The organism is Psychrobacter sp. 1U2 (assembly GCF_051847575.1).
Genome location: NZ_JBPYDC010001692.1, coordinates 1 through 541 on the forward strand (window position 1 = coordinate 1; position 541 = coordinate 541).

General features: G+C 44.9%; 1 protein-coding gene. It reads right to left on the minus strand.

From position 1 onward, the window contains the following. The coding region (locus ACS8FD_RS23920; RefSeq protein WP_439277681.1) for a type II secretion system minor pseudopilin at nucleotides 1–468 on the minus strand (468 nt) is incomplete at its 3' end. Between the last annotated feature and the right edge of the window lie 73 nt (nucleotides 469–541).

Genomic DNA, 541 nt, shown 5'->3' on the forward strand with positions numbered 1-541 from the left:
GCCATCGTTATAGATTTCATTGTCTGGGTCTTGCCAATCAAGTATCGCGATAGCGATTTCAGGCTCTAGGTTTAACTGGGTTAACAAACGCTGAAATACCTCCAATGCATCGCTATCGACTGCGTTATCATGATAAAGATTATTGATATTAAAACGACTGGCCTCATCGCGCAACGCGATAGTGATGCTGTGCGACCCTAAAGTATAGGACGGCATCGGCTGCGCCCAAATATCCTGCATGCTATCGTTATCATTTAGCTTATCATCAGCACGAATAATGGTGATCGCTAACTGCTTTCCTGCTTCAAGGTCTTGTAGCAACTGATCTTGATTAAATAGTAGCCCACTGCGACGAATAACGATTTTTTGGCTCGCAAGCATTGCCCCTGCTACCACTGTAATACTGACGACCAAAAGCAAGATGGTCAATAAGGCCACGCCGCGCTGGGAGTCTGCTGTCATTGTCATAAGCGCCTCCTATTATTGGCCGTTTGTCATGTTATCAGGGTTATTCTCGTTGTTGTTATTACCGCCTATATTG